Origin of the sequence: Exiguobacterium sp. s123 (assembly GCF_018617075.1) — a bacterium.
Classification (GTDB): Bacteria; Bacillota; Bacilli; order Exiguobacteriales; family Exiguobacteriaceae; genus Exiguobacterium; species Exiguobacterium profundum.
The window spans coordinates 43720-69120 of record NZ_JACSJL010000004.1 but is presented as its reverse complement, the minus strand read 5'-3'; the positions used below and the strand labels follow the sequence as shown (position 1 = coordinate 69120).

Here is a 25401-nt window from a genome sequence, read left to right as displayed (position 1 = left end):
ACGCCCCCCCTATTCCCGAAGCGTCTTCCCCGTCAATGCCAAAAAGACGGTATTGAGGGAAGGACGGTCGACCGTGATGGAAGTGAAATGGACATGTTCTTGATGGAGCGTCTCAAGGAGCGGGGCGAGCGGCGTGTCCTTGTCTAACGACACCTCGATGTACGGCTCTTCATACTCCACTTTTTGAACGTGGTCGAGTGCATCGAGTCGTTCGAGCAAGTGAGGTGTGAGCGCATCGACTTTGATCCGGGCCGTCTCGAGCGTCATGACACGGTCTTTCAGTTCGTCCTGCGTCCCTTCGGCGATGATCTTTCCTTCATCGACGATGGCGATCCGGTCGCAGAGGAGTTCGACTTCTTCCATGTAATGAGACGTGTAGATGATGGTGGCACCGCGGCGGTTCAGTTCGCGGATGTTCTCTAGAATGGTATTTCGCGACTGCGGATCGATGGCGACGGTCGGTTCATCCATGAAGATGAGTTCGGGTTCATGGACGATGCCACAGGCGATATTGAGGCGACGGAGGAGACCGCCGGACAGTTCGGGCGGGCGTTTCTTTTGATGGGCATCGAGCTCGACGAAGTGGAGCGCGGCCTCGGTCTTTTGTTTCGCTTCTTTCGGACTGAAGCCATACAGCTCCGCAAAAAATTGGATGTTCTCATAGACGGTCAGCTGGTCATAGACGGAGACGTGTTGCGGCACGATCCCGACGCGGCGTTTGATGGCCAGTTCGTCTTTTGGCATCGCTTTTCCAAAAATGTGAATCGAACCGGAGTCCGCCTCGTACAGATTCAACATGACCGAAATGGCGGTCGTCTTCCCGGCACCATTCGGTCCGAGCAACCCGAACAGTTCGCCTGCTTGCACGTTCAGACTGAGGTCGTTCAAGGCGATCGTATCCCCGAACCGTTTCGTGACATGGTCGAGCGAGATAATGAACATCGTGATACTCCTTTCGCATATGAAATATTCCTCGTTCTACACAAAGGTGTTCGAGGATTGTCACGAATTTACCTGTCCGGAACGCATGAAATGTGCAATAATCTAATTATTCAGATAATTATAGTGTCGAAATGAGGGATTTGGATGAAAGGATGGCAATTCAATAAACAAGAGGGGGCATTGTTCCCAGACGAAATCGTGCTTTCTGCGTTTTGTACAGTCGAACCGAAACGAATGGATTCGACACTCCCGTTCTATTATGATGAGTCGATTTTTCGTTTCACGAATAAGCATGGAGAGACGTTCTACTTTAAAATATCCCCGAGCTATCACGAGTTTGAAATCAATATTAAAGGTGGGGACGGGGAGCTTGTATATTATCAACTGCTCCGTACCGTCAGCAAGGTCGAGATTTTAGAAGACCGGCGAGACCACGCAGAGTTATTGATCGTCCTAGCTGAAGATCGAAAGCGGACCGTGACGTCAATCGAATTGACCGTCCGACCGCGTTTTCGTGTGCTCGTGAAAGAGCATGAGATATAAGGAGTGTCAGGTTCAAGAGCGGATGCAAATCCGCTTTTTGTTTTGCCGAACAAAAAGACAGCCACGACGTGACTGTCCCTTCAGCGGTTATTTCGTTAAAAAGATTTGAACATGGATGGTCGACCCTTGGGCATCGGTCGCTTTGCCGATCCCGAGGTGCGTATAATTCGCATTCAAGATGTTCGCACGATGACCACTACTGTTCATCCACGCATCGACCGCCCGGACCGGGTCGCTCGATCCTTTATAGATGTTCTCTCCCCAGCCCCGATATAGGACACGGTAAGCGTCTAACGTGTCCCCGGGTGTGCCGTTCTCCTTGAGCGTGTGTGAGAATTGACCCGTACGCGCCATCTCATCGGCACGGACTTGAGCGACACGGTTCGCCTCACTCGAAGCGGCGAGAAGAGAGAGGCCGGCAGCATCTCGTTCTTTGTTCGTCTCGGTCAACACATTGACGGGCGACGTGAAGCTGACATGGTTGGCGAGGATGTAACCGGTGTATGAACCGTAGCGCACCTTGTACCATCGTGATGTGCCGGTATAGCGATATGACACAGTCTCAAGTTCTGTACCCTGCCGGACGAACTTGACGTTCGAAGAAGTCGTGAGCGGACGTGATTTTAAATAAACGCTCGACGGTTTGACGTACGTCGGTTTCGTAAATTTCACCTCGGCAGTGGACAAGCGGACATACTTGGCGGGCAGATAAGCGTAGCCGCTGCCCCATTGAATCTTATACCAGCGCACACCGTCCAATTGGAACGATGTTCGGACACGCATCGAACCGTCTCGCGGAATGAGTGCAAGTCGTTTCGCGCTCAAAGAAGGCGACTGCCGGACATTGAGTTGACTAATGTTGGTCACGTAACCGGTTGTGTTGATCGACGTCTCATAATAGGCTTGGACGCGGTTGATAGAGAAGGGCGACCCGATCACACCGAGTGTCAGAATGATGGTGAGTAGTAGAGAGAGATGCTTCTTCAATGGAATCGACTCCTTTTGTGGGACTCCCTATATTCTATATTGTTTGGGTGATTTTTGGTTTTACCATTTCATTACAAAAAGGATGGACTCTTCGTGAGCCCATCCTCGCGTCATTTATACAGCAAATACTCTTTTCGAATCGGGAGGAAGGCGTCCCGCTCGTTCTCGATTTTCGAAAGGATGTCTTTAAGCGGGGCTCCCTCGAGAATCATGTCTTTCACGTAGGCGTTTCCTGTCAGTTTCGTGATGAAGTCGTTCGCTAAAAATTCGAAGTCGTCCGGATACATGTCATGAGCCGTTTGAATCATCGCGATCCCGGTTCGCGTCGATTCGAATCGAACCGGGTCGGTGACATACACCTCAACCCCGTGCGTCAGTTTGCCCGCATGCTTGGAGAACGTCGGAGTGAACGAGGCGGCCCGGAAGGCGACACCCGGCAACTCGAGTTCGTTCAGCTTATTCGCATAGTCATGCGCTTTTATATACGGCGCGCCGATCAGCTGAAACGGTTTCGTCGTCCCGCGACCCTCGGATAGGTTCGTCCCTTCAAACAATCCGGTCGCAGGGTAGACGTTGACCGTGTCGGTCGTCGGCATGTTCGGGGACGGCATGACGAACGGGAGGCCCGTGTCCTCATACATCATCGAACGTTTCCATCCTTTCATTTTGACGACTTCGAGGTCGGCTTGAATCTGATACTCGGTGTTGAACAGTTGCGCGAGTTCTCCGACGGTCATCCCATGCTTTAATGGAATCGGATAGAGACCGATGAAGCTGGAGTAGTCCGGGTCGAGCACCGGACCGTCGACGCGAAGCCCACCTTGTGGGTTCGGACGGTCGAGGACGACGAACGGAATATCGTTCTCGGCAGCGGCTTCCATCGCATACGCCATCGTATAGATATACGTATAGTAGCGTGTCCCGACATCCTGGATGTCAAAGACGAGCACGTCGACATCTTGTAGCATCTCAGCCGTCGGTTTCTTCGTGGCACCATATAGACTGTATACGGGCAATCCCGTCACGTCATCGATGTAGGAGCTGACGGTCGACCCGGCTTGGGCGTCTCCTCGAACGCCGTGTTCCGGTCCGTACAGTGCCGTCAATTCGAAGTCATCGGACTGGTCGAACAGGTCGACGATGCTCGTACGTTCCGCGTTGATCCCGGTCGGATTCGTGATCAGTCCGACCCGTTTTCCTTTCAAGATTTCCGGGTTTTCCATCAACCGGTCGACCCCGAGTTCGACCTTTGGTTTTTTCGGTTCAGACTTCGCATCGGCATCCAACCAGACGATGGAAGTCGTGAGGATCGTCAACGCAGCCATACCACCCATCCATTTTTTCATCAGAAGTTCCTCCTTTAATTCATGTAAGCGCTTCAATTTCTTAACAGGAGTGTACCATCCGGAAATTAAATTTCAATATTTAATCATAAAAATAGGAATTTATATTTCTTAATTTCGTACTATTCTCCTAATCGCACACAAAAAACGTGCCCTTCGATTAAAGGCACGTTCCTTCTTACTTATCTGACCGCGAGCGCTTTCCATCCGGTCGCGCTCATGACGGCGCTCACTTTTGATTTCGGGATGACCAAGCGTCCACGATATGGGTCGTTGATATACAAGTTTGATTTGTCATAGCCGGTTGCCAACATGACGTGATAGTTGACGTAGCCGGTGAACTTCTTGTTCGAAGCGGTGTACCAGTTGAAGTAGCCGTACGGTTTGTTGAAGTCGACGCTCGCCCAGACGATGACCGGGTTACCCATCGACAGTTCGCGCTCGATCGAGCCGAGGCCTTGGTTGGACAAGTCTTTCACCGGACGATATTTGCTGGCGAATCCGACCATGCCTTTCGGATAAATCCCGTAGTTCTTATATTTGCCGAGCGTCCCTTTCGGATCTCCCGTGAACATGACGTTTGGGTCGACCCAGCGATAGAGACGGTTCTCATAACGTGCGTTCCACATGCTCTTTGGCATCTCGTTATATAAGCTCGAGGCGCTGACGGCACGACCTTTCTCTTCAAGCGCCATCTTGAGGGAGAAGAACTCGCAGCCGGACGGATAGCCCATCGGGAACTGACGATAGAGTGGGACGCTCATCTTATAGATGGACAGTGCCTGAGAATAGGCGCCACGCGCATCGAACGAGGCGTTGCCGACACGACGGTTTTGATACATCTTTCCATACGTGTCAAAGTAATACCACTTGCCGTCGATGGCTTGCCAATCCGTCTTCTTCGTCAACGCGGGAGCGTAATACTCGTACTGGGTCGTATATTTCCATCCTTTCTCGGGGACACCCGTCGAGTGGAAATGATACGTCTTCCCATCCAATCGGAATTTCCCTTGTAGCCGGTATCCGTAGGTCGGGTGGAATCCGACCTTCTTCCCATCGACCGTTTGGAACCCATATTCGCGTCGTCCGTATGAGTCGAATGAATAGACGCGTGCATTTAGTTTATGGACACCTTCTAACCGATACCCGTACGTCGGATGGAACCCATACATGACACCATCGATTCGCTGTAGCCCATACTTGCGGTCGCCGTATTTTCCGAACAAATAGTGTCGATTGTTGATGCGATAGAGTCCTTCGAGACGGTATCCGTAAGTGGGATGGAAACCGTACATCTTGTCACCGATCCGGGCGAGTCCTTGGCGACGTACCCCGTCATCCCCGAAGTAATAGCGACGTGTGCCGATCGTCTGCCATCCGGTCGCCCTCTTCCCTTGCTCCATCAAATAATATTTCTTGCCGTCAATCGTATACATCCCTGTACGGATGGTGCCGTCTGGGAAGAAATAATGCTTGGCGTCACCAAGCTGCTGCCATCCCGAGAGACGGACCCCATCCTCGTTGAAGTAATAGCGCTTGCCGGCGATTGTCTGGAATCCCGTGACGGGTTGACCGGTCTCATCGTAATAGTAGACGAGACCGTCCCGTTCCTGCCAGCCGGTGAGTAGTTTTCCGTTCTCGTCAAACGTGTATGTCGTGCCGTCAATCGCGTAAGCACCCGTGACGAGTCGACCGTCTGTCTCAAAGTAATAGGTAGCCCCTTCGATTTCCTGCCAACCTGTGAGGAGCATGCCATCTTCATTCAGATAGTATGTATGGCCGTCGATTTCTTGCCATCCCGTCAAGACCGTCCCGTCACTCGACGTATAGACGATGCCATTCTCCGTCTGTTGGAATGAACCTTCCGCATGTGTCAGAAGGGGAGAGGTAAGGAGGGTGCCGGCAATTAAACTAAATAGGGTAGTTGTCTTCCACTTCATATGAGTAAGCCTCCCGATTTTCAAAAAATGCTATATAAAATAATATAACCATTTTTATCCAAGGGAAGATAGTGGCAAATGAATCATTTGTGAGGTCAGACGTTTACGCCGAATGACTCATGAATCGAAGTCGTTTCGATGCCACGAAAAGGGAGAGGAGAACGACAACGGTTCCCGTCACGAGTGGCCACACGAGATCCACTTCGGTCAGGAGCACCTGGCTCGATTGTGGACCGAGCATCCATGGCATCCAATCGAGGTCGACCCATCCGATGAGGAGCGACATGACGAAATGGAGACCGAGCGTCAAGACGACCGCGACGACCCCGCTCTCAATTATGGCAGCGAGGAGAATGAAGATGGAGAGCTGAACGACGAAATGACAGACGAGAAGTGCCGTCGAGACGAGAAATGCGGGTACATCAAACGGCTCGAAAAGAATGACCGTATAGTACGCCGCCGCTAATTGGGCGAGTAAGAGGCCACCGACCGTCAAGAGGACGTAATGGGCCCATTTGCTGACGACGATGCGAGACGTCGGAATCTGTAACGATTTGAGCCAGGCGAGCGTCCCGTTCGTCCGCTCATGACTGAACGTGTGCATCGCCGACAACAAGACGACGAGAAGTCCGATTTGACGGAGCTGTTCACTGACTGAAATCAATACTTCTTCTGGTGTCGGCGTCGGGAGCTCGATGACGGCGCCGTCCGGCAAGTTGCCGCCGGAGGCGAGGATATCCGGTAAGAAATAGAGCGTGAGCGGTTGCATCGAGGCAAGGAGCATGAGAACGATTGGAATCCATATGAGCCGCTTGTTCGACCATGACTCTCGCCATTCCTGTTTGAAGATTGCGGTACGCATCAGGCATTCACCTCCAAGAACAGGGACTCGAGTGACGGATGGCCGACGTGTAGCGATTGTATGGTGACGTTCCGTTCCAGGACACGCCGCAAAATCGCCCGTTCGGCGAGATTCCGGTCCGTTGACTCAAACGTCCACGTGGAACCCCGTTTCGTTGTCCGGGCCACGCCTTCTAACTGTGCCCAGTCTGCTTCACTCGTCTGATCATCAAAGAGACGCAACTCGATGGTCGACTTCGAACCGAGTAGGTCGGTCACGGTCCCTTCCATAAGCAATTTGCCTTGGCGAAGCAAGAGCACCCAGTCGCTCGCTTCTTCAGCATCCGGTAGGACATGCGTCGAGTACAGGATCATCCGCTCACGTTTCAAGTCACTCAACAGATCGAGCACTTCGCGTCGACCGCGTGGGTCGAGTGCGGAGACCGGTTCATCGAGCAGTAAGAGTTCCGGGTCATGCACGAGCGCTTGGGCAATCCCGAGTCGCTGTCGCATCCCGCCCGATAAGTTCGTTGCCGGACGGTCGACCGGTTCGAGCCCGACCCGTTTCAATAGTTGAATCGGATCGACATGTTTGGTCCCCGTCAATTCAGCGGCATACCGAATCGTCTCGACGGGTGTCAACGATGGATAGAGGGCCGGGCGCTGAGGCAAATAGCCGATCCGAATGCGTTCGTGTCCGGTCATATCGCCACTTGTCGGGTGGGTGACGCGGGCGAGCAAGTTCAAAAGCGTCGTCTTCCCGGCACCGTTTTCCCCAAGGAGAGACGTGCAGCCGGGTCGTAATTCGAAACTGACATCATCGAGCGCCGTGAAGGAGTCGAATTTTTTCGTTACATGCGTGACCTTCATCGCGGTGTCCGCCCCCATAAGAAGTAGATGATTGGGCCGAGTATGTTGATGAAGACGATGACGAGAAGCCATACCCATTTCGGACCGTTCGTCACGTCGCGTTTGAACAAGTCAATCAAGGCGACGACGAGCAGGATGAGTTGCAAAATCAAAACAGGTAGTAAGATGAGAAAAAGTGTATTCGGGTCATTTGCGATGTCCATCGCGAGAACCTCCTTTTGAATTAGCTGTCTTTAAAACATTCTACATGCACGGTATGTCCCCTGTATGTGACACGAAAAAATCCCCATCTCACGCCGGAGATGGGGACGATGCGTTATTTCACGATGATGACAGGAGCGAGAGCTCGTTTGGCCAGTTTATGACTCACGCTACCGAGCACGAACTCTTGGAACGTGTTCAATCCACGTGATCCGACGACGACGTATTCATATGGCTCATGGTTCGCATATTTGACGAGCTCGACGTCCGGCTCCCCACGAAGTTCGATATATTCGTAGGCAATGCCTTCTGCTTCCGTCAAATCGAACAGTGGCTTGAGCATTTGCTTTCGCTTCGTCTCCAAGTCGATTTTCCCTGTCGAATTGAGGGCCGCTTCTTTCGATTCCTTCGCACTGATGACGTGCACGATGTCAATCGATGCATTTGACGCCTTTGCGAGCTGAATCGCTTTTTCTAGCGCACGTTTCGAGTGGGCAGAACCGTCTGCCGCTAAAAATACCTTTCCCATGAAAACTCCTCCTCTTTCGCACATTCTACTTTTAGTATAGGTGATTTCACGAGTCGGGGGAACGGTGAATCAGTGCCCTGCGTTCGCGTCTTGTTGCTTCAAGTGAAGGGCGAGCGTGTTGAGCAGTTTTTCCGAGTCTTTGTTCAAGTTGAGCAATTCGGGTTCGATGCCGACTTCGCGATATTTGAAGACGACCTTGTCGATGGCGCCGATGGCCGAGTCGTCCCACAGATGCGTGTTCGCAAAATCGATCGTGACGTGTTTGATCCCCGCTTCCGCGTCTTCTGCCACATCGAACTGATTGACGAATTCAGACGTCGAGGCGAAGAAGAGCTGTCCGTTAACCGTATAGTCGGCGCGGTCGGACGTGACGCTTCGACCGAGGTCGATTTTCGAGATTTTAGCGGCGAACAAGATGGCAGCCGTCAAGATTCCACCGAACACTCCGAGAGAGAGGTCATGCGTGAAGACGGTGACAAGTACCGTGACGAGCATGACGACCGTGTCCGACTTTTGTGCGGTACGCATCGCTTTGAGCGAACCCCAATCGAACGTCGCGTACGAGACGAAGAACATGACCCCGACGAGCGCGCCGACCGGGATCAGCATCAATACGTCACTGATCGTCATGATCATGATGAAGAGGGCAAGTCCGGCTGTGAATGTCGAGAGTCGACCACGGGCACCAGACGAGACGTTGATGACCGATTGTCCGATCATCGCACATCCTGGCATCCCACCGAAGAATCCGGCGACGATGTTCGAAATGCCTTGTCCGCGCGATTCGCGGTTTTTGTTCGAGTCCGTTCCTGTCATGTCATCGACGATTTGAGCCGTCAAGAGCGACTCGATCAAGCCGACGAAGGCGAGTGAAATCGAGTACGGCAAGATGATCATGAGTGTCTCGAGCGTGAATGGCACATCTGGGAACAAGAAGTCTGGAAGCGTCGCTGAGATCGTTCCCATATCCCCGATGTTTTTCGTGTCGAGTCCAAGCGTGATTGCGAGGACCGTCATGACGACGATGGCGACGAGCGGTGCCGGAATGGCTTTCGTCACACGTGGGAACAAGAAGATGATGGCGAGCGAGGCGGCGACGATTGCCCAGATGATCCAGCTCTCTCCTTCAAAGTTAGAGAGTTGCGCCTGAAAAATCAAAATGGCGAGCGCGTTGACGAATCCGACCATAACGGCACGCGGGATAAATTTCATCAAACGGGCGATGCCGAGGTAACCGAGAACGATTTGGATGATTCCGGTCAGAATACCAGCGGCCAGTAAATATTGAAGCCCATGGTCGGCGACAAGCGAGACGACGACGAGCGCCATCGCACCGGTCGCAGCCGAGATCATCGCCGGACGACCTCCGGCAACGGAGATGATCATCGCGATAATAAAGGAGGCATAGAGCCCGACCATCGGGTTGACTCCCGCGATGAGAGAGAAGGCGATGGCTTCCGGGATGAGCGCCAAGGCGACGACGATCCCGGCCAAAATGTCGGCCCGGACATTTCCGAACCATTCATGTTTCAACGTATTCAATCTTTCCAAAAGAACACACCTTTCTATTTATAATGATTTGATTTTCGAGTCTCACGAAAATCAAAATAATGGAATCCGTTCATTTTCAACGTGTTTCATCATATCGAATTGAGTCCAAAATGACAATTGCTTCACGTATAAAACTATGGTAATTTCATAACGTACAGGTTATATAACGAATTTGTTATATGAAAGGTGGGGAGAAGATGTATGCCGTTGAAGAATTGAGCAAGGTGCTCAAGGTGCTTGGGGATCCGACCCGATTGACGATGTTGAAACAAATGGAGGCAGGCGAGCAGTGTGCGTGTAGTTTCGTCGACTGTTTCGATATCTCGCAACCGGCGATCAGCCGTCATTTGAAAATGTTACGTCAGGCGGGACTACTGTTAGAACGTCGAGACAAACAGTGGATTCATTACCGATTGAACGAGACGAGCCCCTTTTATCCGCTCGTCACCGATTTGTTAGCCAATCTAGAAACCGTCGAACCGAGCTGTGATTGTGAGCCGGATTGTGCGATGTAAGGAGAGAGACAATAGAGACTATAGGAGGAACTCATTGTGCAGTGGATTGCTAGTTTAATTTTTCTTGTGACGCTTTTCCTCATCATTAAGCAACCGAAAGGCCTCGGCATCGGTTACTCGGCGATGGGGATGGCCGTCATCGCCCTCGTTTCAGGTGTCGTCAATCTTGATGACGTCGGAACGGTGTGGGGCATCATTTGGAACGCGACGTTCACCTTCATCGCAATCATCATCATTTCGCTCATTTTAGACGAGATTGGATTTTTTGAATGGGCCGCCTTACATATGGCACGAATCGCCAAAGGTGGCGGCGTGAAGCTCTTCGTTTATATCACGTTACTCGGTGCCCTCGTCGCGGCCTTGTTTGCGAACGACGGGGCAGCGCTCATTTTGACGCCCATCGTCTTAGCGATGGTCCGGGCTCTCAAACTGCCGGACGCGATCGTCTTGGCATACGTCATGGCATCCGGATTTATCGCCGATACGGCGAGTCTCCCGTTCATCGTCTCGAACCTCGTCAACATCGTTTCAGCCGACTTCTTTGATATCGGCTTCGCCGAGTACGCCGCGCGGATGGTATTTGTGAACGTGTTCGCGGTCGCGGGGAGTCTGCTCGTCTTGTATCTATATTTCAAGAAAGACATCCCGAAACGATATGATGCCTCACAGTTGGCTGAACCTTCGTCCGTCATTAAAGACCATACGATGTTCCGCTTATCGTGGGTCGTACTCGGGTTACTGGTCATCGGGTACTTCACGAGTGATTTAGTTGAAATCCCCGTTTCGCTCGTCGCGGGTGTCATCGCCTTGTTCTTCCTCGTGATGGCGAATCGCTCGTCAGCGGTACAGACGACTCAAGTCGTGAAAGGTGCACCGTGGGCCATCGTCTTCTTCTCGCTTGGGATGTATATCGTCGTCTACGGTTTACAAAACGCCGGACTCACTCAAGTACTGGCAAACTTTATCGACTGGTTCGCGGTGAACGCCTTCAGTGCCACGTTCGGGATGGGCTTTTTGGCCGCCATCTTGTCATCTGTCATGAACAATATGCCGACCGTCATGATTGATGCGCTCGCTATCGACTTGACGCATACGACCGGACAGATTCGGGAAGCGTTAATCTATGCGAACGTCATTGGTTCCGATCTCGGTCCAAAGATTACCCCGATTGGGTCGCTAGCGACGCTTCTATGGCTCCACGTCCTTCGTACGAAAGGGGTCAAAATCGGCTGGGGACAGTACTTTAAAGTCGGGATCATCTTGACGATTCCGACATTGGCTATCACGTTGCTCGGTCTATATATCAGCTTATTACTTTATTGAGGAGTGGATTATATATGAAACTAGTCATCATCGGTTCAGTCGCTGCCGGGACATCGGTCGCGGCGAAAGCACGTCGGAACAACGAAGACGCACAGATTACGATTTACGACCGGGACTACGACATCTCGTATTCGGGATGTGGGATTCCATACTACGTCGGTGGAGAGGTCGAGTCTCGTGACGACTTGACGCCACGTGACGCTGCCTTCTTCAAGAAGCGTTACAACATCGACGTCATGACACGTCACAATGTCACAGCCGTCGATAAAGACGCGAAGACGGTGACGGTCGAAAACTTAGAGACAGGTGACACGTTCACGGACGCCTATGACGTCCTGGTCCTCGCGACGGGTGCGTCAAGCATCATCCCACCGATTCCAGGGGTGAAGTCGGACAATGTCTTCCCGATTCGAAACATCCAACATGCCGAGGCGACACGCTCCTTCGTCGATTCGACAGACCCGAAACATGCGACGATCATCGGCGCCGGCTTCATCGGTCTAGAGATGGCGGAACAGTTGAAGCTTCGCGGTGTGGACGTGACCATCATCGAACGTGTACCACAAGTGATGCCGCCACTCGACAAGGACATGGCGTGTCGCGTCGAGGAGCACCTCGAGAAGAATGGAATCGAGCTCATGCTCGGGGAGACCGTGACAGAACTCGTTGGCGACGGACATGTCGAGCGGGTCGTCACGGAGAGTGGGAAGACGATTGAGACCGACCTCGTCATCTTGTCTGTGGGAGTCCGTCCGAACGTCGAGCTCGCCATGCAGATGGGAGTCACACTAGGTGAAACGGGTGCGATTGTCGTCAATGAGCGGATGGAAACGAATATCCCAGACGTCTATGCGGCAGGAGACGTCGCGGAGAGCTTCTCAATCGTGACGGGCAAACCGATTTGGCGTCCGCTCGGTTCGACAGCGAACAAGATGGGGCGGACCGCTGGGGACGTCATCACGGGCGGTCATCTCGAGCATCGCGGCATCCTCGGCACGGGCATCTTCAAAGTGTTCGGACTTGCCGTCGCACAGACGGGGCTGGCCGAAAAAGAAGCACGCGAACTCGGATACGATATCGAGGTGCTTCATAATACGAAGCCGGACAAGCCTGCCTATATGGGTGGAAAAGATATGACGATCAAAGCGGTCGCGGACCGTGCGACACGTCAATTGCTCGGCGTCCAAATCGTCGGATTCGAAGGAGTCGACAAACGAATCGACGTCTTCGTCACGGTCATCACGCTCAAGGCGAAAGTCGACGACTTGTTCCACCTCGACCTCGCCTACGCACCGCCGTTCTCGACGACGAAAGACCCGGTCATGTATACGGGGATGGTGCTGTCGAACAGTATCGACAAGGCGGCGCGACTCATCACACCGGCCGAGCTTCAGACGCGAATCGATGCCGGGGAAGACATGCAAATCATCGATACGCGGAAAGCAGCACAGTTCGAGAAGGCGTGTGTCGATTGTGCGGTCAACGTCCCACTCGGTAACCTTCGGGAAGTGGCGAAAGACATGGACAAGGACAAACCGACCGTCGTCTACTGTAACGGTGGGGTGACGGGGAACGCGGCCCAGAACGTGCTGCGTAACCTCGGATTCACCGACGTGTACAACTTGTCAGGTGGAAATAAGAACTATCAGTTGTTCAAAAAATACGGGAACTAAGCAAGACGACGTCCTTTGCGGGCGTCGTTTTTGATATGCTGGAAATGAGGTGAAGTGAATGAAGTATAAGATGTTACATGAGAAGTTTGAGCGACGGAAGCAGTGGCTCATTTTTGACAAAGAAGAAGTCGTCCGTCGTGTCATGGTGCGTTACAAGGCAAAGATTATCCCGAAGACGGACATCATGGACTTGGTGAACGACGATCAACTGTCGTATGAACATATCTTTTGTTGCTTAACGATTGATGACCCAAGAATGCTCGAGAAAATATTCACGGCGAAAGAGCGACAAGACCATCAGTGGGAGATTGATGACAATGCGAGACGCGGGATGAGATACAAGTACAAAGATGAGGCACATCGACTTTACAACCAGTTGATTATCGATGAACAGGAAGGTCGCCGACTCGACATCGTCTTCGAGAGCAAGGATGGGAAGTATGTGACCGGTTTTTTGACAAGAGACATGTCAGAGCAAGTCGCCTCTTATATTTTTGCACATGTCGGAGGCGCCAAGTTCACAGGTCTAGTCCCACGTTCCCTCTTACCGGCGGACTTAACAGATGAAGAAATCAAGATGAGCTATCTTCACTACTTGGAGTCGCTCGAAGAATGGAATAAACTTTGACGGATCCTGTGATGATGAGTGGGACCCGTCTTTTTAGTTCATATTTCTTAGACAGGTTGTAAAGAAAATAATGCCAATTGACCCTTTTCTAAAATAACGTTGCTTCACTCAAGGAAACCGTTTACAATTTTTGTGTAAGCGTTTTCTTAAAATAGTGCTACAAGGAGGGACCCTCATGGTCAAAAAGCAGTGGAAACCCGTATGGGCAGTTGTGCTAACGTTTGCACTAATTCTGTCAATGTTTCCGATGCCGACGTCCGCTTTAGACAAAGGGAAGTCGACACTTGTCGTCGTCCATTATCAAGAGGCGCCGGATAACGAAAAGGATTGGAACTTATGGCTTTGGGCGAATGGCCCAGATTACTTCCCGAACAAAGGCTTCACATTCAACGGGGAGGATGCATTCGGAAAGGTGGCGGCTTACGAATTTCCGGTCGACTCACCTGAAAAAATCGGTCTCATCGTCCGCACGGACAACTGGGACAAAGATAAGGGGTCTGAAAATGACCGCTTCATCACGAGCGACATGATTCAAGATGGCGTCGCCGAAGTGTGGATCAAGTCGGGCGACCCGACTATCTATACGTCAAACCCGGACGGGGAGACGGCTTCGACGGAAATCGATATGAAAGTTCATTATTTCCGTTACGACAATACATACACGGACTGGGGTCTTTGGGCTTGGCCAGACGGTGGGGACGGACAGAGCATCGCATTCGATGGGGCTGATGATTTCGGTGCCGTCGCGAACGTGAAACTCGCCAACCCAGAATCGAAGAGACTCATGGGCTTGATCACGAAAAAAGGAGAATGGACGGAGAAGGATGGGGAAGACCGATTCGTTCTCGGGTCTGCAAAAGAGATTTGGCTCGTTGAAGGAGATTCGACAATCTACTATTCAGAGCCTCAAATCGATCGTTCTCCGAAGCTTGTCTCGTTCTCGGCGGACACGTTCCGTCAAGCGACACTCACAACGAACCGTGTCATCACGGATGCGTTCATCGATGAATTGAGCGTGGACGGGGCAACGGTGGAATCGATTGAAAAGGCTAGCGACAAGTCGGTGACGATTCAATTCAAGTCAGACATCGACTTAGCGAAAGTCATCAAAGCTTCGCACCCGGAGTTTGGAGAACAGACGCTCCAAGCCGGCAAAGTTCTTCGTTCGAAAGAATTCGATGCGAAATATGCATATGACGGTAAACTCGGTGTCACGTACCAAAAGTCGAAAACGAAGTTTGTCCTCTGGGCTCCGACGGCTCAACAAGTCGAGCTCGAACTATGGAACATGCCGACGAACCGACCAACAAATGATAAAGATTTGAAGAAAGTGATTCAAATGAAACGCGGTGAACGCGGCACGTGGGTGGCAGAAGTGCGTGGTGACCTAGACGGCATCGGCTATACGTACCAAGTGACCCATGCGACAGGAAAGGTCCGTGCGGTCGATCCGTATGCGACAGCTGTCGGCGTGAACGGTGACCAAGGTGTCATCGTCGATTTGAAAGAGACAGATCCAAAACGTTGGAATTCAATGAAACCGAAGTTGAAACAATCGACGGATGCAATCATCTATGAAACGCATGTCCGTGATTTCTCGATCTTCGATGTGAAGACGGGCAAATACGACTCAGGCATCCAAAACAAAGGCAAGTACCTCGGTGTCATCGAACCAGGAACACGTCTTCTCGTTGACGGAAAGAAAACAGCAACGAAGACGGGACTCGACCACGTCAAAGATCTCGGCGTGACACACGTTCAGTTCATTCCGGTCTATGACTTCAACACGGCCTCTGTCGATGAGACGAATCCGATGGCGACGTACAACTGGGGATACGATCCGAAAAACTACAATGCACCAGAAGGGTCGTATTCAACAGATCCTTACGATGCGAAAGTACGTATCATGGAAATGAAACAGATGATTCAAGGGTTACATGACAACAATTTACGTGCCGTCATGGACGTCGTATACAATCACATGTTCGATGCGCAGGCGTCGAACTTGCACAAAATCGTACCGGGTTACTACTACCGTTACACAGAAGGTGGCGACTTCGCCAACGGTACAGGTGTCGGAAACGATACGGCATCTGAACGGGCGATGATGCAAAAACTGATCGTCGACTCTGTCGTCTATTGGGCAAAAGAGTATCATTGGGACGGATTCCGTTTCGACTTGATGGGAATCCATGATGTCGACACGATGAACAAAGTTCGTTCGGAGTTGAATCGAGTCGACAAGTCGATTCTCGTCTTCGGAGAAGGATGGGACCTCGGTACGCCGCTCGATGCTGAATTAAAAGCAAATCAAAAGAACGCCTACGACATGCCGGGCATCGCCCACTTCAATGACAACATCCGCGACGGCTTGAAAGGAAGCGTCTTCTACGATGAGGACAAAGGCTTCATCAACGGAAAAGAAGGTATGGAAAATCGAGTGAAGACGGGAATCGTCGGTGAGATCGCATATAGCGACACGATTAAAGGATTCACAAAAGAACCGACGCAAGCGATCACATACGTCGAAGCTCATGACAACCATACGTTGTGGGATAAATTGACGTTGACGAACCCGATCGCGTCTGAAGTGAATAAGACGAAAATGCATCGTCTCGCCTCGAGCATTCTCTTGACGAGCCAAGGAACGACATTCCTTCACGCAGGACAAGAGTTCATGCGCACGAAGGAAGGCGATCATAACTCGTACAAATCACCAGACTCGATCAACCAGCTCGATTGGAAACGGGCAGCCGACCGCAAGGCGGACGTCCAATACATGAAAGGCTTGATTGAGATGCGTAAAGCCAATCCAGGTCTTCGGATGACAAAAGCGAGCAACGTGAAACGATTCTTGACGTTCCACAAAGCGGAAGCGAACGTCATCACGTACACGATTGACGAAGATGCGCCGGGTCAAAAGAACGACTTGTTCATCACGCATAACGCCAACCCGACGAATGTCCAAGTCACCCTTCCAAAAGGGAACTGGAACGTGATTGTCGATGGCGACCGTGCCGGAACGAAGACAATCAAGCGTGCGACTGGAAAAGTAAGCGTGCCTGCATACAAGACGTTCGTCCTCGAACGGAACTAATCATTGACCCCACTTTGAAAAACAAGTGGGGTTTTCTAATGGCACAATGATGAAGAATTGGTAATTATTGCTTTATCAACTAGTCATTTTGTGTGAACAAGAGAATTTCCATTTGAAACTTCCATCTCTTTCGAAAGGAGAGATTGTATGGCGATTTTCAAAAATGGATTCATCGCGTCAATGGTGACGTCACGGATAGTAAGCGGAAACGAAGATGTCACCGACTATATCGAACTCGTTCAACAACAGAGGGGTTCTAAGTACCCGACGTGTCGCGTGTGAGAATAGATAGTTGAAACAGGGATCTCCTTTTCTCTAAGATGGAGAAAGAGAGAATCGAGTGAGGAGATTTAGATATGAATCTGTATGAACAAGCGAGCGACTGGATGCGGCAATGGCATGACGACCCGTCCGAACGCCTCCGACAAATCAAAGATGAAATTGAGCGCACGGGCACTTATTCGTTGACGACGGAAGAGTTGTGTGAGGGTGCCAAGGTGGCGTGGCGGAATTCGAATCGTTGCATCGGCCGCTTGTTTTGGCAGACACTCCATGTGATCGATGCACGGGACGCCGATACGTTTGAGGCTGTCTATGACCATCTTGTCGACCATCTTCGGTTCGCTACGAACGGTGGAAAAATCCGTTCGACGATGACGGTCCTCCCGAATGAGTTCAAACTATTGAACACACAATTGATTCGGTACGCGGGATATGAGACACCTGACGGAATCATCGGAGACCCGATGTCCGTCACAATGACGAAGCGCGCGAAAGAGCTCGGATGGGTCGGAGCCAGCACGCCGTTTGATATCCTCCCGCTCATGATCACGGACGGACGAGACGTCCGCTTGTTTGAGTTGCCGAGTGAGGCCGTGCTTGAGGTGGACATTCGGCACGAGGATGTGGATTTGTTTGACGGACGGACCATCAAATGGCACGCAGTCCCAGCGATTGCGGATATGGAACTTGAAATCGGAGGTCTACGGTTTACGTCGGTCCCGTTTAACGGTTGGTATATGGAGACGGAAATCGGGGCACGGAATTTGGCCGACACCGACCGTTATGATTTGTTGCCCCTCGTCGGACGGTCGCTCGGGCTCGATACGAAGAAAGAGCGGTCACTTTGGCGCGACCGGGCACTCGTTGAATTGAACATCGCCGTCCTGCAATCGTTCGAGCGGGAAGGTGTGACCATCGTCGACCACCATACGGCTGCCAAACAGTTCAAGCGGTTCGAAAAAAACGAACGGGACGCGGGGCGTGACGTCACCGGGCAATGGAGTTGGCTCATCCCGCCTCTTTCTCCTGCGACGACGCACGTTTTTCATGAGCATTACGACAATCAGATCAAAACACCGAACTTGTTCGCAAGGAGTCGTTGTCCGTTCTCAGGGTTTCGTCAGCCGGTAAAAGAGGAATTGAGAGGCTAGAACCGAGAGAAAGGATGATTGCTGTGGCAGTCCCACTTTGGAAACGAGCCGTCGCGGGTCAAATCGACCAACTCGTCTTTCAGACACCGGCAAAACTGATTGAAAAGGCCGTCCGTCAAAAGATTTGGCCAGACAAGGAAGTGAAACGGTATTACTTGCCGACCGTCGTGACGATGGCAGGTGAAGTGTACTGTATGTTGTATCAAAAAGGTCAGACATTGGGTGACCGCGTCGTCGGCATTCGAGTCGTGAGTGCGGACGGACGCCCACTCTCCCTCGAGCAAGTCGTGAAGCGGACGCTCTATAAAGATGTCGTCTATCCGGCGACGCTCGGGATTCCGCTCATCCGTGCACTCCAACAGATGAAGTCGAACAAAGACCTCGAGTTGCCACACGATGAGTTCGCCCATACAAAATTGATCTCGACCAAATGAAGAGGAGCAGGGCGACCGCGTGTCGCTCTGTTTTTTCGTCCCATTCGGTCGGGTAGGAATAGGGACGAGAAATAAGGTATAATGGGATTGGACAAAAATGAACGACCATTGGAGGATTTTTAGTTATGACAAAAATTGCATGGATTACCGACAGCATGGCCAACTTCTCTCAAGAAGAGGCAGCCCGTCTCGGTGTCGATATCGTTCCGATTCAATTGATTGTGGACGGGAACGGCTATAGTGAAACAAAACTCTCGCTTGAAGATTTACATCGGTATATGATTGACCAAAAGAAAGAAGCGAAGACGTCACAACCGATTTTCGGAGACTTCATCGCCCGCTACGAACGCTTGAAAGAAGAGGGATATGATTGTGCCATCGCCGTCCATTGCTCGAATGGATTGAGCAGTACGGTAAAAAACTCGAAAGCAGCGGCAGAAGCGGCTGACTTTACCGTATACACCATCGACTCGCATGCCGCGCTCGAGGCGCAACAAGAACTCGTCCGAATCGGAAAGGCTGCTGAAGCTGAAGGCAAGTCAGTAGAGGAAATCGTCGCCCTTCTCGAAGCATGGCGTGATAAGAAGAACTTCTTCATGATCATCGGAAACATGGAGACGATGCGCCGAGGCGGTCGCGTTTCTTCCGGTGAGATGTTCCTTGCGAACATCTTGAACATCAAGCCGATCATCACCCTCGATGAGACGGGGAAAGTCATCCCGTTCAAAAAGGCCCGTTCATTGAAGAAGGCTTATGCGGAGATGGTCGGTGAACTCGAACGTCGTCATGCGGAAAACGGTGTGAAGGACAATCGGGTGTTCGTTCAGACGGCTCTCGCACCGAATATGCAAGATGACCTCGTTGCACTCATCGAGTCGAAACTGCCAGGTCTTGAAGTCGTACGGACTCGATTCTGTCCTTCGATTGCGGTACATGCCGGATTCGAGACGGTCGGTGTCTTGTGGCTTGACGCTTAATCAAGTAGGAGGAATGTAAGATGGAAGCAATGACAACCTTGACTGGATTGAATGAACGGATTGCGAGCACGGAACAGCTGCTCGTCTACGTGTCACATCCGGGATGCAGTGTCTGTCATGCGCTGAAACCTCAAATCGAAGAGATGCTCAAAGCGTTCCCTGAAATCGAGGCGGTCGCGGTGGATTCGGACGAGGTGCCGGAAGTCGCAGGCGCCTTCTCCATCTTCACCGTTCCGGTCGTCCTCTTTTTCATCAACGGGAAAGAAATGCTCCGTCGGGCACGATTCGTGCCAATCGGCGAACTGACGCATCAACTCGAACGCATGCAAGAAATGAGACGAGCGTGAACAGGAGGCTGGGACATAACTAGCCGGTTTATAGATTTTTGATAAAAAGAGGGGGCCGGTCACCGATTTTCGGTGGCAGAATCCCTCTTTTTAGTCCGAAATGCGTGCGCGAACCCATAAAAATGACAAGAGGCCTCCGTGAGCGACTTGTTCGCTCACGGAGGCCTCTTTCTTATGAATCTACTAGGTTATGTCCAGCCTCTTTCTTATTCTGCTGCTTGTGGGACGAGATAAATCAAGCCAAACGGGTTATGCAATAAGTTGTCGATGGTCGTCCGCTCGTCTTCTCCCATCTCGACCGTGAAGGCACGCCCGTCTTCGAAGGCGAAATGGTCGCCGTCGCCGAACATCGCGCCACCGGAGATGAGGTGGAAGTTGAACGAATGGATTACGTGGATGGCATCTTCAATGTCGAGTGTCATCGGTACGGCCACGTCTGCATGACCGAACGCTTTCATTCCCCAGGACATATAGGCGTTCTCTTCTTCTGTGATGGCCGTGAGGAGCGAATAGTCGAGTGCGAGGTCTTCTTCTTTTGACTCTTGCCACTCGTCTTTCGAGTAAGCGACACCAGCTGACTCGACCATGACCCCGAGTCCACCTGCGTTTAAGACGGCGTTGGCAGCACGACGCGCCGCGGCGACGTCTGTCAAATCGTTGACGTCGACAATCAAGTAGACGACATGCGTGTGACGAGCGATTCCTTTCGCCACTTTCGGGGTGAATCCGCCAGAACTCGCGTGAATCATCGCCTCGGCGAGGGCGGGGTCACGTTCGACGACTTCTACGGTGAACGCCTTGCCTGTCTCATCTTCGAGCAACAACAGACCGGCCATCGTGTAGCCTTCACTATGTAAACTGATTTGTTCGCTGACGCCTTCTGCGGAAGACCAGTTTCCGGGAATGGCGAGCATAACTTGTGTACGATTCATGTATATCATCCTTTTCTGCAAAAGTCAGGTCCCTCCTCAGGAGAGACCTGGTCTATCTCTTATTATGCCCTATTTTGGTATGAATTATTCTTGATACGTCTTTAAAACTTCCTGAAGTGGGATTTGATCGATTTTCCGGCGACTGATGAACGTACTCATGAAGAAGAGGAGAACGACAGCGCCGAGCGTATAGACGATATAGATCCATTCGAATTCAAGCGGGAGGACGAGCCCATAATCTTCTGCGAATACGACGATGATGATCCGCAGCGTCAACAAGGCGATCGGGATGCTCAAGAGGGCAGAGATGAGCGCATAGATGAAATAGCTGTTCAAAATCATGGAGCGGACTTCCCGTTTCTCATATCCCATCACTTTCAACAAGGAGATGACGTAATAGTTCTTCTCGACCGTCAGCGCCGTCAAGACGAACAGGATGCTGAAAGCGATGAGGGACGCCCCGCCAATCAAGACGTTCATCATGAAATTCATATATTGATTGATTGATTCGGACTGATCGATCAACCCTTGACGTGACAGGACGGTCGGATAGTCCGATGCGTTCGGGCGTTCCGTCGCGTAGATGCCGTTGAACAGGTCATCCATCGCCCCGTCCGTGAGTAGTTCACTTAACGTCGTCCGGGGTAAGTAGGCGAAATCCCCGGAGAATTCATCGGCAATCCCGATGACAGGATAGCTCAACGTGTCCCCGTCGAGTGCGACATCGATATCTTGACCCACGTCGAGCCCGAGCTTCAGGGCGAGTGAAGAAGAGACGACAAGGCCGTCAGGTTCAACTGTCAACGCATCCCCATCTTCGTTTCGGAGGGGGAACAAGGTGTTGTCGAAGTCGAGTCCCTTCAAGGTAATCAGCTTATCTTCGACAAAGGCAAACGGATAGGTGAGGAACGGTTCTTGTCCCGCTTCTAAAACCGGTGTCCCGTCTGTATACGCCTCGTATTCATACACCGCTTCGTTCAATCCGCCAACGGTCATACGGTCGACGGCGCCGTTCATCATGAGGGCGAAAACGATGAGAATCGTCGAGAAGAGGATCCCGAGAAAGAAGATGAGAAAACTCCCCGTGCTCTTGACGGCATACAAATATTTGAACTTCGTCTTGCCACTCGCCCGTCTCAACAGGCGACTGACAAGTCGACTGAGTCGATTCAATGAGACATTGTCCCGTGGTGACAAGAGGGCAAGGGCGCTCTCTCCCATAATTTTATAGATGACGGCTCCCGCGACGAGCGCAAAGAAGAGGAGCGGGGCGAACACGGCTGTCACGAACTCAAGTGGACTTTGGGCGATGGTGATGGACGGTAAGAGATAGAAGTCGAGATAGAGTTCTTTCAACGGGTTCGCGAAATAAAGCCCCAGGAAATAACCGATGATGAGCATAAAGAATGCGAAAACCAAGATGAGCACCAAGTAAGGCGATGCGATTTGCCGACGACTATAACCAATCGCCTTCAACAGTCCGATTTGTCCTCGTTCCGCCCCGAGCATATTCGAGATCAGGATGGCGACGATGATGACAGCGATGGAGACGATAAAGAGACTGAGTCCGAGCGCCATCGCCTTGCCGGATGAAATCTCGCTGTAGATGGCGCCGCTTCGAATGATGTTCTCCGTCTCCATGACCGAGACGACGAACGGGAGCTCGAGGTCGGTCTTAATCGGTTGATCGGTCACCCCGGACAGTCGAAACGACTCTTGCCCGACGAATGTTTCGAACGATTCATCCGTCATCAGGAGGAGGGTCTGTGAACCTGGGTCCAAGTTGAAGAAGTTATCATCGAACAGGGGGAGCGTGTAGTCCGGAAAGAGGACAAATCCACTCACCGTGAACGGTTTACCGATGTCGATTGTGTCTCCGATGTCGATGCCGTTCTCTTCTGCATATTTTTTGTTCAAAGCGATTTCGTCATTCGCGCTCGGTCGATCACCGGCTTCGAGGTAGGAGCGGTTGATCGTGTCTGATTCTTTGACGATCATTCCCCGATGCTCGGTGTCATCGAACGTGTAGGTGATGGCTTTCAAGTCACGGAGTTCAATCGTGGCATCCGGCATCTCCTGTTCGACGGCGGCGATTCGCGATGCGATCAGACGATTGAAGACTTCCGCATCGGCTTGTTTGATGTCAGCCAATGTGAACGCTCCTGTCTCCGCGAGCGTGGCGACAGCGGGGTCGCGTAACTCTTCTTCCGTCACCCGATTGAGCATGTCAATCGCAAAGTCTTCTTGGTTCGATTCTTCCAGATACTCTTCGGTCGGGACCTCGATTCCACTGATGCCATAGAACATCATCGTGTACGTGAGTGAACTCATGACGATGATGATGGCGATGGCGAGGAGTTGCATCCACTTCCGACTCAATGTCTTCCAGACGTTTTTATACAGCATGTCGTCACCCCCTTATCCCCAATGGATGTCACGTGCCGCGACCCGGGTCTCATGATGGGTCACTTCCACAATCCGACCAGAGTTCATCTTGATGACATCGTCCGCCATCTCACTGATTCCATTATTGTGTGTGATGACGACAACCGTTTTTTGATACGTCTCGTTCAATTGTTCCAATAGTTCGAGTACTTTTTTCGAATTTTCTTCGTCAAGCGATCCCGTCGGTTCGTCACAAAAGACAATGGCCGGATTTTTGGCGAGGCTGCGGGCGACGGAGACCCGTTGCTGCTCACCACCCGATAGTTGATAGGGGTATTTGTCACGTGCCGCTGTGAGCCCTACTTGTTCGAGCAATTCATCAATCGGCAGCGGATCTTTCGTTAAGTCGGATCCGATTTGGACGTTCTCATAGACGGTCAAGTTTTGAAGAAGGTTGTATTGTTGGAAAATGAAGCCAAGATGGTCGCGTCGAAAAGCAGTCATCTGATCGACGGATAGGTCGGTCAGCACGGTGTCGCCGAACGTGATCTTACCTGAGGTGACCGTGTCGAGTCCGCTGATGACGTTGAGCAGTGTACTCTTCCCGCTCCCGCTTGGACCTAGGATCACGACGAACGCGCCATCCCGGATGGTGAGGTCGATGTCTTTCAAGGCGGCCGTTTCCACGTCGCCTGTCTTGTAGATTTTGTTTACGTTCCGTAGTTTGATCATGCCACACACGCCTCCTTTACTCGTTATGTATGGTATACCCTTTTCGAGAAATGAATGGACGAGCTGCACATAGGATGTTTTGAAAAAATAGTGAAACCGCTCCACCTGTGATAAAATAATATAACCAGGTACTAATAAATTTTTTTAAGGGAGAACTCTTTATGAAGATTGCTTACATCACGGACAGCACGATTGTCCTTCCAGATGCATTAGCGCAACATCCTGACATCCACATCGTCCCGCTCTATGTCGTCAAAGGGGACCAGCCGTATAAAGATGGAATCGAAGTCGATGCGAAAACGGTTTACGAGTGGATTGACGCGGGAGAGCGCGTCTCGACGAGTCAGCCCGCGATCGGGGATTTCGTCACGCTCTATGAAAAATTGAAAGAAGAGTACGATATGGGCATCGCAATCCATCTATCGTCCGATTTGAGTGGGACGTATTCGGCGTCTGTTCAAGGAGCTGAGATTGCGGAGTTCAAGTTACTCGCCTTCGATTCACGGGCAGGCATCTATACGATGGGACTCATGTTCGCGGAATTGATTGAACGGGTCGAACGAGGCGATGCGCTTGAAGACGTGGGAGCCTACATGAAGAAGCGCGTGGAGGACGTCCGCATCGAGTTGACGATTCAAAACTTGACACAGATGCAAAAGGGCGGTCGCATCTCCAAATCGAAAGCGCTCATCGGGAACATGCTTCAGTTGAAACCGGTACTCCGATTCGAAGACGGGTTGATTGTCCCGTATCAAACGGTCCGCACGTATAAGAAGGCGCAGGCTCATTTATTCGAAGTGTTGCGTGCGGCAATCGAGTCCGGTGAATGTCAGGACGTCTCGATTTTCCACGGAAATGTCCCTGAGCTTGCTGAGGAGTGGAAACAACAACTTGGTGACACGATTCCGATCAGAGTTGATACACTCGCACCACTTCTCGGGGCGCATACGGGAACTGGGTCAATCGGGATTTCATATTTGAAAGCAAAATAATGAGTAAGGGCGGTCCTTTTGTGAGGGCCGCCCTTTGTTACGTGTTTTTTTGTTTCCGTAGATAAAGAAGTGTAATGGTGATTGAGTAGATGAACAAAAACGTGATCAGAAATAGAGAAAAGTCCATAGCGAGCCCCCTTTATCCAAGTCGTTGCCGACATTTAGCATAACGAAACATTGAATTGGG

The 25401-nt window shown here is 51.4% G+C and carries 24 protein-coding genes; 12 read left to right on the top strand and 12 right to left on the bottom strand.

The genetic code is table 11. The features are described 5' to 3' along the window. Positions 1-9: 9 nt before the first annotated feature. Positions 10-942 carry an ABC transporter ATP-binding protein gene (locus tag KNO72_RS08435; RefSeq protein WP_214683703.1) on the bottom strand — a complete coding sequence of 311 codons (933 nt, stop codon included), beginning with the start codon at positions 940-942 and terminating at the stop codon, positions 10-12. Positions 943-1086: 144 nt separating this feature from the next. Here KNO72_RS08435 and KNO72_RS08430 point away from each other — a divergent pair, with 144 nt between their 5' ends. Further along, positions 1087-1485: a hypothetical protein gene (locus KNO72_RS08430; RefSeq protein WP_159562802.1), complete on the top strand. Its 399-nt coding sequence runs from the start codon at positions 1087-1089 to the stop codon at positions 1483-1485. Positions 1486-1572: 87 nt separating this feature from the next. Here KNO72_RS08430 and KNO72_RS08425 read toward each other — a convergent pair whose 3' ends face one another. The 8 genes from KNO72_RS08425 to KNO72_RS08390 all read right to left on the bottom strand — a co-directional run bounded on the left by KNO72_RS08425 (position 1573) and on the right by KNO72_RS08390 (position 9746). Then, a complete protein-coding gene (locus tag KNO72_RS08425; protein WP_214757786.1) occupies positions 1573-2472 on the bottom strand; it encodes a CAP domain-containing protein in 900 nt (299 codons plus the stop codon). A 110-nt stretch (positions 2473-2582) separates the two neighbouring features. Continuing rightward, positions 2583-3806 carry an exo-beta-N-acetylmuramidase NamZ family protein gene (locus tag KNO72_RS08420; protein ID WP_371815839.1) on the bottom strand — a complete coding sequence of 408 codons (1224 nt, stop codon included), beginning with the start codon at positions 3804-3806 and terminating at the stop codon, positions 2583-2585. 191 nt (positions 3807-3997) lie between these two features. Continuing rightward, the gene (locus tag KNO72_RS08415; RefSeq protein WP_251028308.1) at positions 3998-5755 is read right to left on the bottom strand and encodes a C39 family peptidase; all 1758 of its coding nucleotides are present in this window, start codon (positions 5753-5755) and stop codon (positions 3998-4000) included. 103 nt (positions 5756-5858) lie between these two features. Continuing rightward, complete coding sequence (locus tag KNO72_RS08410; RefSeq protein ID WP_214687319.1) at positions 5859-6617, bottom strand: ABC transporter permease; 759 nt, start codon at positions 6615-6617, stop codon at positions 5859-5861. After that, positions 6617-7465, bottom strand: a complete 849-nt coding sequence (locus KNO72_RS08405; RefSeq protein ID WP_214687318.1) for an ABC transporter ATP-binding protein — start codon at positions 7463-7465, stop codon at positions 6617-6619. The genes KNO72_RS08410 and KNO72_RS08405 overlap by 1 nt, the downstream gene beginning before the upstream one ends. After that, complete coding sequence (locus KNO72_RS08400; RefSeq protein WP_214683707.1) at positions 7462-7668, bottom strand: PLD nuclease N-terminal domain-containing protein; 207 nt, start codon at positions 7666-7668, stop codon at positions 7462-7464. Before KNO72_RS08400 ends, KNO72_RS08405 begins: the two co-directional genes overlap by 4 nt. Positions 7669-7781: 113 nt before the next feature. After that, positions 7782-8195: a universal stress protein gene (locus tag KNO72_RS08395; protein ID WP_047794988.1), complete on the bottom strand. Its 414-nt coding sequence runs from the start codon at positions 8193-8195 to the stop codon at positions 7782-7784. 69 nt (positions 8196-8264) lie between these two features. Beyond that, positions 8265-9746 carry a SulP family inorganic anion transporter gene (locus KNO72_RS08390; protein WP_214683708.1) on the bottom strand — a complete coding sequence of 494 codons (1482 nt, stop codon included), beginning with the start codon at positions 9744-9746 and terminating at the stop codon, positions 8265-8267. 197 nt (positions 9747-9943) lie between these two features. Between KNO72_RS08390 and KNO72_RS08385 the strand changes: the two genes are divergently transcribed. The 10 genes from KNO72_RS08385 to KNO72_RS08345 all read left to right on the top strand — a co-directional run bounded on the left by KNO72_RS08385 (position 9944) and on the right by KNO72_RS08345 (position 20173). Continuing rightward, complete coding sequence (locus KNO72_RS08385; protein ID WP_047794990.1) at positions 9944-10261, top strand: ArsR/SmtB family transcription factor; 318 nt, start codon at positions 9944-9946, stop codon at positions 10259-10261. Between the two features lie 36 nt (positions 10262-10297). Further along, positions 10298-11584: an arsenic transporter gene (locus tag KNO72_RS08380; protein ID WP_214687317.1), complete on the top strand. Its 1287-nt coding sequence runs from the start codon at positions 10298-10300 to the stop codon at positions 11582-11584. A 14-nt stretch (positions 11585-11598) separates the two neighbouring features. Further along, positions 11599-13257 (top strand): FAD-dependent oxidoreductase, encoded by a 1659-nt coding sequence (locus KNO72_RS08375; RefSeq protein ID WP_214733882.1) that lies wholly within the window; start codon positions 11599-11601, stop codon positions 13255-13257. Between the two features lie 58 nt (positions 13258-13315). Then, a complete protein-coding gene (locus KNO72_RS08370) occupies positions 13316-13885 on the top strand; it encodes a hypothetical protein (RefSeq protein ID WP_214687315.1) in 570 nt (189 codons plus the stop codon). Between the two features lie 175 nt (positions 13886-14060). Further along, positions 14061-16982 (top strand): type I pullulanase, encoded by a 2922-nt coding sequence (gene pulA, locus KNO72_RS08365; RefSeq protein WP_214730369.1) that lies wholly within the window; start codon positions 14061-14063, stop codon positions 16980-16982. Between the two features lie 147 nt (positions 16983-17129). After that, positions 17130-17264 carry a hypothetical protein gene (locus KNO72_RS15760; protein ID WP_256440204.1) on the top strand — a complete coding sequence of 45 codons (135 nt, stop codon included), beginning with the start codon at positions 17130-17132 and terminating at the stop codon, positions 17262-17264. Between the two features lie 74 nt (positions 17265-17338). Continuing rightward, positions 17339-18415 (top strand): nitric oxide synthase oxygenase, encoded by a 1077-nt coding sequence (locus tag KNO72_RS08360; RefSeq protein ID WP_214757784.1) that lies wholly within the window; start codon positions 17339-17341, stop codon positions 18413-18415. A 14-nt stretch (positions 18416-18429) separates the two neighbouring features. Beyond that, positions 18430-18849 (top strand): RDD family protein, encoded by a 420-nt coding sequence (locus KNO72_RS08355; protein ID WP_214683721.1) that lies wholly within the window; start codon positions 18430-18432, stop codon positions 18847-18849. A gap of 125 nt (positions 18850-18974) precedes the next feature. Then, the gene (locus KNO72_RS08350) at positions 18975-19826 is read left to right on the top strand and encodes a DegV family protein (protein ID WP_214757782.1); all 852 of its coding nucleotides are present in this window, start codon (positions 18975-18977) and stop codon (positions 19824-19826) included. A gap of 20 nt (positions 19827-19846) precedes the next feature. After that, positions 19847-20173 carry a thioredoxin family protein gene (locus KNO72_RS08345; protein WP_214757780.1) on the top strand — a complete coding sequence of 109 codons (327 nt, stop codon included), beginning with the start codon at positions 19847-19849 and terminating at the stop codon, positions 20171-20173. 206 nt (positions 20174-20379) lie between these two features. On the opposite strand, the gene KNO72_RS08340 is transcribed toward KNO72_RS08345, so the two are convergent. The 3 genes from KNO72_RS08340 to KNO72_RS08330 all read right to left on the bottom strand — a co-directional run bounded on the left by KNO72_RS08340 (position 20380) and on the right by KNO72_RS08330 (position 24222). Continuing rightward, a complete protein-coding gene (locus KNO72_RS08340; protein WP_031422677.1) occupies positions 20380-21105 on the bottom strand; it encodes a hypothetical protein in 726 nt (241 codons plus the stop codon). Between the two features lie 84 nt (positions 21106-21189). Continuing rightward, positions 21190-23511, bottom strand: a complete 2322-nt coding sequence (locus tag KNO72_RS08335; protein ID WP_214757778.1) for an ABC transporter permease — start codon at positions 23509-23511, stop codon at positions 21190-21192. A gap of 12 nt (positions 23512-23523) precedes the next feature. Next, positions 23524-24222, bottom strand: coding sequence for an ABC transporter ATP-binding protein (locus tag KNO72_RS08330; RefSeq protein WP_214757776.1), 699 nt, complete (start codon positions 24220-24222; stop codon positions 23524-23526). A gap of 161 nt (positions 24223-24383) precedes the next feature. Here KNO72_RS08330 and KNO72_RS08325 point away from each other — a divergent pair, with 161 nt between their 5' ends. Beyond that, positions 24384-25214, top strand: a complete 831-nt coding sequence (locus tag KNO72_RS08325; protein WP_214687308.1) for a DegV family protein — start codon at positions 24384-24386, stop codon at positions 25212-25214. Positions 25215-25401: the final 187 nt, after the last annotated feature.

Coding starts and splice junctions, on each gene's coding strand:
- KNO72_RS08435 (WP_214683703.1), bottom strand. CDS start 942: ATGTTCATTATCTCGCTCGACCATGTCACGAAACGGTTCGGGGATACG.
- KNO72_RS08430 (WP_159562802.1), top strand. CDS start 1,087: ATGAAAGGATGGCAATTCAATAAACAAGAGGGGGCATTGTTCCCAGAC.
- KNO72_RS08420 (WP_371815839.1), bottom strand. CDS start 3,806: ATGGGTGGTATGGCTGCGTTGACGATCCTCACGACTTCCATCGTCTGG.
- KNO72_RS08415 (WP_251028308.1), bottom strand. CDS start 5,755: ATGAAGTGGAAGACAACTACCCTATTTAGTTTAATTGCCGGCACCCTC.
- KNO72_RS08410 (WP_214687319.1), bottom strand. CDS start 6,617: ATGCGTACCGCAATCTTCAAACAGGAATGGCGAGAGTCATGGTCGAAC.
- KNO72_RS08405 (WP_214687318.1), bottom strand. CDS start 7,465: ATGAAGGTCACGCATGTAACGAAAAAATTCGACTCCTTCACGGCGCTC.
- KNO72_RS08400 (WP_214683707.1), bottom strand. CDS start 7,668: ATGGACATCGCAAATGACCCGAATACACTTTTTCTCATCTTACTACCT.
- KNO72_RS08395 (WP_047794988.1), bottom strand. CDS start 8,195: ATGGGAAAGGTATTTTTAGCGGCAGACGGTTCTGCCCACTCGAAACGT.
- KNO72_RS08385 (WP_047794990.1), top strand. CDS start 9,944: ATGTATGCCGTTGAAGAATTGAGCAAGGTGCTCAAGGTGCTTGGGGAT.
- KNO72_RS08375 (WP_214733882.1), top strand. CDS start 11,599: ATGAAACTAGTCATCATCGGTTCAGTCGCTGCCGGGACATCGGTCGCG.
- KNO72_RS08370 (WP_214687315.1), top strand. CDS start 13,316: ATGAAGTATAAGATGTTACATGAGAAGTTTGAGCGACGGAAGCAGTGG.
- pulA (WP_214730369.1), top strand. CDS start 14,061: ATGGTCAAAAAGCAGTGGAAACCCGTATGGGCAGTTGTGCTAACGTTT.
- KNO72_RS15760 (WP_256440204.1), top strand. CDS start 17,130: ATGGCGATTTTCAAAAATGGATTCATCGCGTCAATGGTGACGTCACGG.
- KNO72_RS08360 (WP_214757784.1), top strand. CDS start 17,339: ATGAATCTGTATGAACAAGCGAGCGACTGGATGCGGCAATGGCATGAC.
- KNO72_RS08355 (WP_214683721.1), top strand. CDS start 18,430: ATGATTGCTGTGGCAGTCCCACTTTGGAAACGAGCCGTCGCGGGTCAA.
- KNO72_RS08350 (WP_214757782.1), top strand. CDS start 18,975: ATGACAAAAATTGCATGGATTACCGACAGCATGGCCAACTTCTCTCAA.
- KNO72_RS08345 (WP_214757780.1), top strand. CDS start 19,847: ATGGAAGCAATGACAACCTTGACTGGATTGAATGAACGGATTGCGAGC.
- KNO72_RS08340 (WP_031422677.1), bottom strand. CDS start 21,105: ATGAATCGTACACAAGTTATGCTCGCCATTCCCGGAAACTGGTCTTCC.
- KNO72_RS08335 (WP_214757778.1), bottom strand. CDS start 23,511: ATGCTGTATAAAAACGTCTGGAAGACATTGAGTCGGAAGTGGATGCAA.
- KNO72_RS08330 (WP_214757776.1), bottom strand. CDS start 24,222: ATGATCAAACTACGGAACGTAAACAAAATCTACAAGACAGGCGACGTG.
- KNO72_RS08325 (WP_214687308.1), top strand. CDS start 24,384: ATGAAGATTGCTTACATCACGGACAGCACGATTGTCCTTCCAGATGCA.